8 protein-coding genes and 1 pseudogene are annotated in these 9,070 nt (G+C 63.0%); all 9 read left to right on the top strand.

Annotated elements, in window-relative coordinates; translation table 11 throughout:
• Positions 1–216 (top strand): annotated as a pseudogene (locus ABWY06_RS01155) (UMP kinase); the annotation flags it as partial.
• A complete protein-coding gene (gene frr / locus ABWY06_RS01150) occupies positions 213–770 on the top strand; it encodes a ribosome recycling factor (protein WP_353923717.1) in 558 nt (185 codons plus the stop codon). The pseudogene ABWY06_RS01155 and the gene frr, both read left to right, overlap by 4 nt.
• A 17-nt stretch (positions 771–787) precedes the next feature.
• Positions 788–1,555: a polyprenyl diphosphate synthase gene (uppS, locus tag ABWY06_RS01145; RefSeq protein WP_353923716.1), complete on the top strand. Its 768-nt coding sequence runs from the start codon at positions 788–790 to the stop codon at positions 1,553–1,555.
• The gene (locus ABWY06_RS01140) at positions 1,555–2,370 is read left to right on the top strand and encodes a phosphatidate cytidylyltransferase (protein WP_353923715.1); all 816 of its coding nucleotides are present in this window, start codon (positions 1,555–1,557) and stop codon (positions 2,368–2,370) included. Before uppS ends, ABWY06_RS01140 begins: the two co-directional genes overlap by 1 nt.
• Positions 2,367–3,563 carry a 1-deoxy-D-xylulose-5-phosphate reductoisomerase gene (ispC, locus tag ABWY06_RS01135; protein ID WP_353923714.1) on the top strand — a complete coding sequence of 399 codons (1,197 nt, stop codon included), beginning with the start codon at positions 2,367–2,369 and terminating at the stop codon, positions 3,561–3,563. Before ABWY06_RS01140 ends, ispC begins: the two co-directional genes overlap by 4 nt.
• Before the next feature lie 15 nt (positions 3,564–3,578).
• Positions 3,579–4,937 carry a sigma E protease regulator RseP gene (gene rseP, locus ABWY06_RS01130; RefSeq protein ID WP_353923713.1) on the top strand — a complete coding sequence of 453 codons (1,359 nt, stop codon included), beginning with the start codon at positions 3,579–3,581 and terminating at the stop codon, positions 4,935–4,937.
• Between the two features lie 73 nt (positions 4,938–5,010).
• Positions 5,011–7,398: an outer membrane protein assembly factor BamA gene (bamA, locus tag ABWY06_RS01125; RefSeq protein WP_353923712.1), complete on the top strand. Its 2,388-nt coding sequence runs from the start codon at positions 5,011–5,013 to the stop codon at positions 7,396–7,398.
• A gap of 42 nt (positions 7,399–7,440) precedes the next feature.
• Positions 7,441–7,944 carry an OmpH/Skp family outer membrane protein gene (locus tag ABWY06_RS01120; RefSeq protein WP_353923711.1) on the top strand — a complete coding sequence of 168 codons (504 nt, stop codon included), beginning with the start codon at positions 7,441–7,443 and terminating at the stop codon, positions 7,942–7,944.
• A 2-nt stretch (positions 7,945–7,946) separates the two neighbouring features.
• A complete protein-coding gene (lpxD, locus tag ABWY06_RS01115; RefSeq protein ID WP_502948130.1) occupies positions 7,947–9,008 on the top strand; it encodes a UDP-3-O-(3-hydroxymyristoyl)glucosamine N-acyltransferase in 1,062 nt (353 codons plus the stop codon).
• The last annotated feature ends 62 nt before the right edge of the window (positions 9,009–9,070 follow it).

Below are 9,070 nucleotides of genomic sequence, written 5' to 3'. Positions count from 1 at the left end.
GATCCATTCAAGGACCCGCATGCCGAGAAGTTCGATCATCTGACCTACGATGAAGTACTGGATCGCAAGCTGGGCGTGATGGATCTGACGGCCATTTGCCTGTGCCGCGACCACAAGATGCCGTTGCGCGTATTTAACATGAACAAACCCGGCGCCCTGCTGAACATCGTACATGGCGGCGCTGAAGGGACCCTGATCGAGGAAGGCCAACAATGATCAACGAAATCAAGAAAGACGCTCAAGAGCGCATGAAAAAATCCGTCGAGTCGCTGATGCACAACTTCGGTCGCATCCGTACCGGCCAGGCGCACCCGAGCATCCTGGAAGGCGTGATGGTGCCTTACTACGGTTCCGATACCCCGATCAAGCAAGTGGCGAATATCACTGTCAAAGACGCGCGCACCCTCCAAGTCGTTGCTTTCGAGCGCAACATGCTCGGTGCCGTCGACAAGGCCATCGGTAGTGCCGGTCTGAACCTCAACCCGACCAACCTTGGCGAGTTGCTGCTGATCTCCATGCCGGCCCTGACCGAAGAAACCCGCAAGGGCTTCACCAAGCAGGCTCGCGATGTCGCTGAAGACGCCCGTGTTGCCGTGCGCAACATCCGTCGTGATGCGAACAGCCAGCTCAAGGACCTGGTCAAGGAAAAGGAAATCAGCGAAGACGAAGAGCGTCGTGGCGCCGATGAGATCCAGAAGCTGACCGACAAGTACGTGGCCGAGATCGAACAGGCGGTCAAGCAAAAAGAAGCCGATCTGATGGCCGTATAAACCGGTCGAGCTCAGTCATGGACAAGACAGTCAAAAAAACCCCGCCGGCGGCCTCGTCGACGGTACCGCGGCATGTGGCGATCATCATGGACGGCAACAACCGCTGGGCGAAAAAGCGCCTGTTGCCGGGTGTCGCCGGCCACAAGGCTGGCGTGGACGCCGTGCGCGCGGTGATCGAGGTCTGCGCTGAGGCGGGGGTGGAAGTGCTCACCCTGTTCGCCTTCTCCAGTGAAAACTGGCAGCGCCCGGCCGAGGAGGTCGGGGCCTTGATGGAGCTGTTCCTGTCCGCCTTGCGTCGTGAGGCGAAGAAGCTGGACAAGAACGCCATCAGCCTGAAGATCATCGGCGACCGTTCGCGCTTTCACCCGGAGCTGCAGGCCGCCATGCGCGAGGCCGAAGCGGTCACCAGTGGGCATGACGGCTTCGTGCTGCAGATCGCCGCCAATTACGGCGGGCAATGGGATATCGCCCAGGCCGCCCAGCGCCTGGCGCGTGAGGTGGAAGGCGGACACTTGCGCCCGGAAGCGATCACGCCGCAGTTGCTGGAGAGTTGCCTGGTCACCGGTAACCTGCCGTTACCGGACCTGTGCATCCGTACGGGGGGCGAACACCGCATCAGCAATTTCCTGCTGTGGCAGTTGGCCTACTCCGAGCTGTATTTCTCCGACCTGTTCTGGCCGGATTTCAAACACGAAGCCATGCGCAAAGCGCTGGCCGATTACGCTACCCGCCAGCGCCGTTTTGGTAAAACCGGTGATCAGGTGGACGCCGAGGCTCGGGCTTAATGTTGAAACAACGGATCATCACGGCGCTGGTGCTGTTGCCACTCGCCCTGTGCGGTTTTTTCCTCCTGGACGGCGGCTGGTTCGCGTTGTTTATCGGTGCGGTGGTCAGCCTCGGTGCCTGGGAATGGGCGCGCCTGGCAGGTTTCGACGCGCAGCCCGCGCGGGTCGGTTATGCCGCGGTGGTGGCGCTGCTGCTGCTGCTGCTGTACCGCCTGCCCGTTCTGGCGCCGGCGCTGCTGGTCGTGGCGATGCTCTGGTGGGGCGTGGCGACGGCGTTGGTGCTCGCTTATCCGGGCAGCAGCCGCTACTGGGGCGGTGGCCCCGGCAAGCTGCTGATCGGCTGGCTGATCCTGTTGCCGGCCTGGCAGGGGCTGGTGCTGCTCAAGCAGTGGCCGCTGGGCAACCTGCTGATCCTGGCGGTGATGGTGTTGGTCTGGGGCGCCGATGTCGGCGCCTATTTTTCCGGCAAGGCCTTTGGCAAGCGCAAGCTGGCGCCGCGGGTCAGCCCCGGTAAAAGCTGGGAAGGGGCCATTGGCGGATTGCTGTTCTGCCTGGTACTGACCCTGGCGGTCGGCCTCTACCGCGGCTGGTCGATGTCCGGACTGGGCCTGGCGCTGCTGGGTGCGGCGCTGGTGGTGGCCATTTCGGTGGTCGGTGACCTGACCGAGAGCATGTTCAAGCGTCAGTCCGGGATCAAGGACAGCAGCCAGCTGCTGCCGGGCCATGGCGGTGTGCTGGACCGTATCGACAGCCTGACCGCCGCGGTGCCGGTGTTTGCCGTGCTGCTGTGGCTGGCGGGCTGGGGCACGCCGTGAGCCCGGCGCGGCCGCAACAGGTCTGTGTGCTCGGGGCCACCGGCTCCATCGGCCTGAGCACCCTGGACGTCATCTCCCGTCATCCTGAGCGCTACCAGGTGTTCGCCCTGAGCGGTTTCAGCCGCCTGGACCAGTTGTTGGCGCTGTGCCTGTTGTACCGGCCTCGCTACGCCGTGGTGCCCGATGCCCGGGCGGCGACCTTTCTGCGTGAGGCCCTGTCCGGCAGCGCTGTGGCGGTCGAGGTGCTGCAGGGCGAGGCGGGCTTGTGTGACGTGGCTGCCCATCCCGAAGTCGATACCGTGATGGCCGCCATAGTCGGTGCCGCGGGGCTGGCGCCAACGCTGGCCGCCGTGGCGGCGGGCAAAAAGGTGCTGCTGGCCAACAAGGAAGCGCTGGTGATGTCCGGCGCGCTGTTTATGCAGGCGGTGCGCAACAGCGGCGCGGTGCTGCTGCCGATCGACAGTGAGCACAACGCGATCTTCCAGTGCCTGCCCACTGACTACGCCCGTGGCTTGGCCCAGGTGGGGGTGCGGCGCATCCTGTTGACCGCCTCCGGCGGGCCCTTTCGCGAGACGCCCCTGGCAGCCTTGGGCGAGGTCACACCCGAGCAGGCCTGTGCCCATCCCAACTGGTCGATGGGACGCAAGATCTCGGTCGACTCCGCCAGCATGATGAACAAGGGCCTGGAGCTGATCGAGGCCTGCTGGCTGTTCGACGCGCGCCCCGCCCAAGTGGAAGTGGTGATCCACCCCCAGAGTGTGATCCATTCGCTGGTCGATTATGTGGACGGCTCGGTCCTGGCCCAGTTGGGCAACCCGGACATGCGCACGCCGATCAGCCACGCGCTGGCTTGGCCGGAGAGGATCGACTCGGGTGTCGCGCCCCTGGACCTGTTCGCGGTGGCGCGCATGGATTTTCAGCGCCCCGACGAACAGCGTTTCCCGTGCTTGCGCCTGGCGCGCCAGGCGGCCGAAGCCGGGGGCACCGCGCCGGCCCTACTCAACGCGGCGAATGAGGTGGCGGTGGCGGCATTTCTCGAGCGGCGCATCCGCTTCCCCGAGATCGCGGGTATGATCGACGCCGTATTGAATGCCGAGCCGGTGCAGGTGGTCGAAGCACTGGAGGTCGTATTGGCGGCCGATGCCCGCGCGCGGACCCTGGCCAATCATTGGTTGAGTCGCCATGGGCGCTAGCCCCGGAGAAAAACGATGAGCGGACTGTATATGTTCTTCGGCACCCTGATCGCCCTCGGTGTGCTGGTGACCTTTCACGAATTTGGGCATTTCTGGGTGGCCCGTCGCTGCGGGGTCAAGGTGCTGCGGTTTTCCGTGGGGTTTGGCACGCCCTTGTTGCGCTGGCACGACCGCCAGGGCACCGAATTTATGATCGCCGCCATCCCTCTGGGCGGTTACGTGAAGATGCTCGACGAGCGCGAGTCCGAGACGGCCATCCCGTCCGCGCTGTTCGACCAGTGTTTTAACCGCAAATCGGTGCGCCAGCGCATCGCCATTGTGGCCGCGGGCCCCATCGCCAACTTTATCCTGGCGCTGCTGTTCTTCTGGTTCCTGGCCATGCTGGGCAGCGAGCAGGTGCGCCCGGTGATCGGCGAAGTGATCCCTCAGGGGCTGGCGGCCGAGGCGGGCCTGACCACGGGCCAAGAAATCGTCGCTGTGAATGGAGAGCCCACCAGCGGCTGGGCCGCGGTCAATCTGCAACTAATCCGGCGCATGGGCGAGACTGGGGTGCTGCGGATCGCGGTGCGTGAGCAGGGCTCGACGGCAGAAATTACCCATGAGCTGCGGCTCGACGCTTGGCTCAAGGGCGCCGAGGACCCGGATCCGATTCAGGGTTTGGGGATTCGCCCTTGGCGGCCCGTCACGCCGCCCGTGCTTGCCGAGCTGGATCCGAGCGGACCCGCTCAGGCCGCCGGGCTCCAAGCGGGTGACCGGTTGTTGGCGCTCGACGGAGCGCCGTTGGAGGACTGGGTGCAGTTCGTCGAGGCGGTGCGTGCGCGCCCCGATCAGCGGGTCATCCTGCGCCTGGAGCGCGCCGGTCAGTCGCTCGAGCTGCCGGTCATGCTGGCCGCGCGCGGTGAGGGCAAGGCAAAGGCGGGTTATATGGGGGCCGGGCCCCAGCCCGTGGCCTGGCCGCCGGAGATGCTGCGAGAAGTTCGCTTCGGTCCGCTGGAGGCCATCGGCGAAGCTGCGCAGCGCACCTGGACCATGAGCCTGATGACCTTTGACTCGCTGAGAAAAATGCTGGTCGGAGAGCTGTCGGTAAAAAACTTGAGCGGGCCGATAACCATTGCTAAAGTGGCGGGCGCTTCGGCCGAGTCAGGCTTGTGGAATTTCCTGAATTTTCTGGCCATCTTGAGCATTAGCCTCGGTGTGCTGAATCTTTTGCCCATTCCTGTGCTGGACGGGGGGCATCTGCTGTTTTACCTGATCGAGTGGGCGCGGGGTCGTCCCTTGTCGGAGCGAGTACAAACTTGGGGGCTGCAGATCGGTATCAGCTTGGTCGTCGGGGTGATGGTGCTGGCCCTCGTTAACGATCTGGGTCGACTGTAACGCGTCACTGAATTATGAATCGGCGACACCTGTCGCCGTTTCTTTATCGTCAGTTGAAATAAGAAAGGACTTCATGAAACGTCTGCTGCTACCTGCGGTGCTTGCCGCATTGATGATCGCCGAAGTTCACGCCGAGTCCTTCACCATCTCCGATATTCGCGTCAACGGCCTGCAACGGGTGTCCGCGGGCAGCGTGTTTGGCGCCTTGCCGCTGAACGTCGGTGAGCAGGCGGATGACCGTCAGCTGGTGGATGCCACACGCGCATTGTTCAAGACCGGTTTTTTCCAGGACATCCAGATAGGCCGTGATGGCGACGTGCTGGTCATCAGCGTGGTGGAGCGGCCGTCGATTTCCGCTATCGAGATCGAAGGCAACAAGGCCATTTCCAGCGAAGACCTGCTCAAGGGCTTGAACCAGTCGGGTTTGTCCGAGGGCGAGATTTTCCAGCGCGCCACGCTCGAAGGCGTGCGCAACGAGCTGCAGCGCCAGTATGTGGGCCAGGGCCGTTATTCGGCCGATATCGAAACCGAAGTGATTCCCCAGCCGCGCAACCGCGTGGCGGTGAAGATCAAGATCAACGAAGGCACGGTCGCCGCGATCCAGCACATCAACGTGGTGGGCAACTCGGCCTTCCCCGATGAGGACCTGATCGGGCTGTTCGAGCTCAAGACCACCAACCTGCTGTCGTTTTTCAAGAACGATGACAAATATGGTCGGGAAAAACTCTCCGGCGACCTGGAACGGCTGCGCTCCTACTACCTGGATCGCGGTTATATCAACATGGATATCTCCTCGACCCAGGTGTCCATCACGCCGGACAAAAAGCACGTCTACATCACGGTCAACGTCGCCGAAGGTGAGCGTTACACGGTGCGTGATGTCAAACTCAGCGGTGACCTGCGGGTCCCGGAAGAGGAGGTCAAGGCGCTGTTGCTGGTCAAGGAAGGCCAGGTCTTCTCGCGCAAGGTGATGACCACCACTTCCGAGCTGATCACCCGTCGCCTGGGTAACGAAGGCTACACCTTCGCCAACGTCACCGGTGTGCCCGAGGCGCACGACGAGGACCATACGGTGTCGATCACCTTCGGTGTCGACCCGGGCAAGCGGGCCTACGTCAACCGGATCAATTTTCGCGGCAACACCAAGACCGAAGACGAAGTGCTGCGCCGGGAAATGCGTCAGATGGAGGGCGGTTGGGCTTCCACCTACCTGATCGACCAGTCCAAGACGCGCCTCGAGCGCCTGGGCTTCTTCAAGGAAGTCAACGTCGAGACCCCGCAAGTGCCGGGGACCGACGACCAGGTCGACGTCAACTACAGCGTCGAAGAGCAAGCCTCGGGCTCGATCACCGCCAGCGTCGGTTTCGCCCAGAACGCCGGTCTGATCCTTGGCGGCTCGATCAGCCAGAACAACTTCCTCGGGACCGGTAACAAGGTCAGCGTGGGCCTGACCCGCAGCGAGTACCAGTCGCGATACAACTTCGGCTTTGTCGACCCCTACTGGACGGTCGACGGCATCAGCCTGGGTTATAACGCCTTCTACCGTGCCACCGACTACGACGACCTGGATGTCGACGTGTCCAGCTATGCGGTGGACAGCCTGGGTGCTGGTGTCAGCATCGGTTACCCGATCAGCGAGACCGGTCGCCTGACCTATGGCTTGACCGTGCAGCAGGACACCATCGACACCGGCCGTTATACCGTCGACGAGATTTTCGATTTCCTCGAGGAGGAAGGCGACAACTACCTGAACCTCAAGGCCTCGATCGGCTGGTCGGATTCGACCCTCAACCGTGGCGTGCTGGCCAACCGTGGTCACTCCCAGAGCCTGGTGTTCGAAACCACGGTGCCGGGCAGCGACCTGTCGTTCTTCAAGCTCGACTACCGCGGCCAGCTGTTCCAGCCCTTGAGCGATACCTTCACCCTGCGTCTGCACACCGAGCTGGGTTACGCCGACAGTTACGGTTCGACCTCGGAACTGCCGTTCTACGAGCACTACTACGCGGGTGGTTTCAACTCGGTACGCGGCTTCAAGGACAGCAGCCTGGGCCCACGCAGCACCCCCAGCGTGGTGCGCAACGCCAAGGGCGAGATCGTTTACGATACCGAGGACGCCCGTGGCCGGGTTACCGATCCGGACCAGGATCCACTGCCGTTCGGCGGCAACGTGCTGGTCCAGGGCGGTCTCGAGTTGCTGTTTCCCGCGCCGTTCGTCAAGGACCAGCGGTCGCTGCGCACGGCCGTGTTCTGGGACGTGGGTAACGTGTTCGACACCAGCTGCGCATCCTCGTCACCAAGCTGCAGCGACATCGATGCCGGTGAGTTGGCCAGTTCGGTGGGCGTGGGGCTGACCTGGATCACCGCACTGGGTCCCTTGAGCTTCAGTCTGGCCATGCCGATCGTCAAACCCGACGATGCCGACACCCAGGTATTTCAGTTTTCCCTTGGTCAGACCTTCTAAAAGTCCGACATTCACGAAAAGACAGTTTTGCAGGAGTGCACTGTGCGTAAGTTGACTCAATTGGTTATGTTCACGGTCGCTCTGGTGGCTACCCCGGCATTCGCCGAAATGAAGATCGCAGTACTGAACTACCAGATGGCGCTGTTGGAGTCCGATGCCGCCAAGCGGTATGCGGTGGATGCGGAGAAAAAATTCGGTCCGCAGCTGACCAAGCTCAAGACCCTGGAAAGCGATGCCAAGCGTATTCAGGATCGTCTGGTCAAGGACGGCGACAAGGTTCAGCAGGCCGAGCGCGAGCGCCTGGAGTTGGAGTTCAAGCAAAAGGCCCGGGATTTTCAGTTCCAGTCCAAGGAGCTGAGCGAAGCCAAGGCGGTCGCCGATCGCGATATGCTGAAGAAACTCAAGCCGAACCTGGACAAGGCGGTTGAAGAAGTGATCAAGAAAGGCAACTTCGACCTGGTGTTCGAGCGGGGTGCAGTGATCGAGGTCAAGCCTCAATACGACATCACCCGCCAGGTCATTGAGCGTATGAACCAGCTGCGCTGATCATGACGGTACCTGTTTTTACCCTTGGCCAGCTGGCCGAGCGTCTCGGCGCTACCCTTCAGGGCGCCGCGGACTGCCCCATCACGGGCCTGGCGACCTTGCAGGACGCGGGCCCCGGCCAGCTGAGCTTTCTGGCCAACCCCCAGTACCGCAAGTACCTGGCCGACAGCCGTGCCTCGGCGGTGCTGTTGACGTCCGCCGACGCGGTCGGGTATGCAGGGGCCGCCCTGCTGGTCGACAGCCCGTACCTGGCCTATGCGCAGCTCTCCCACCTGTTCGACCGCAAGCCCAAGGCGGGTGCGGGCGTGCATCCGACCGCCCAGGTCGCGGCCGACGCCGAGGTGGCGGCCAGCGCCAGTATCGGTGCCTACGCGGTGATTGAGTCGGGTGCGCGGATCGGTGAGCGGGTGACGGTGGGTGCCCAGTGTTTTGTCGGGGCGCGCAGCGCGATCGGCGATGACGGTTGGCTGGCACCACGGGTGACGCTCTATCATGACGTGTGCATTGGTCAGCGGGTGGTGATTCAGTCCGGCGCGGTCATCGGTGGCGAAGGCTTCGGTTTCGCCAGCGAGCAAGGCGTCTGGCAGAAGATCGCCCAGCTCGGCGGGGTGCGGATCGGCGATGATGTCGAGATCGGGGCCAACACCACCATTGACCGCGGTGCGCTGGCCGACACCCTGATTGGCCATGGGGTCAAACTGGATAACCAGATCATGATCGCCCACAACGTGCAGGTCGGTGACAACACCGCCATGGCCGGTTGCGTGGGCATCTCAGGCAGTACCAAGATCGGCCGCAATTGCATGATCGCCGGCGGTGTGGGCATGGTCGGGCATATCGAGGTCTGTGACGGCGTGTTCGTCACGGGCATGACCATGGTCACCCGCTCGATCAGCGAACCGGGTGCCTATTCGTCCGGCACCGCCATGCAACCGGCCGCTGAATGGAAGAAAAGCGCCGCCCGGCTTCGCCAATTGGATGACATGGCGCGCCGCCTGCAACAATTGGAAAAGCGCCTGGCGGCCGTGACCTCGAGCGGGGAGGCTTCATCTGATGAAGCCTGATTCGCTTTCAGCTGTGCCGGCGTGCCGCATCGGCACTGCCGGGTCCCCGGTCGCGCCGCGAC

It is taken from the genome of Pseudomonas sp. (genome assembly GCF_040514055.1).
In the GTDB taxonomy this organism is placed as follows: domain Bacteria; phylum Pseudomonadota; class Gammaproteobacteria; order Pseudomonadales; family Pseudomonadaceae; genus Aquipseudomonas.
Note: the sequence above shows the minus strand (reverse complement) of the source record. Positions and strands in the feature narration are given on the sequence as shown.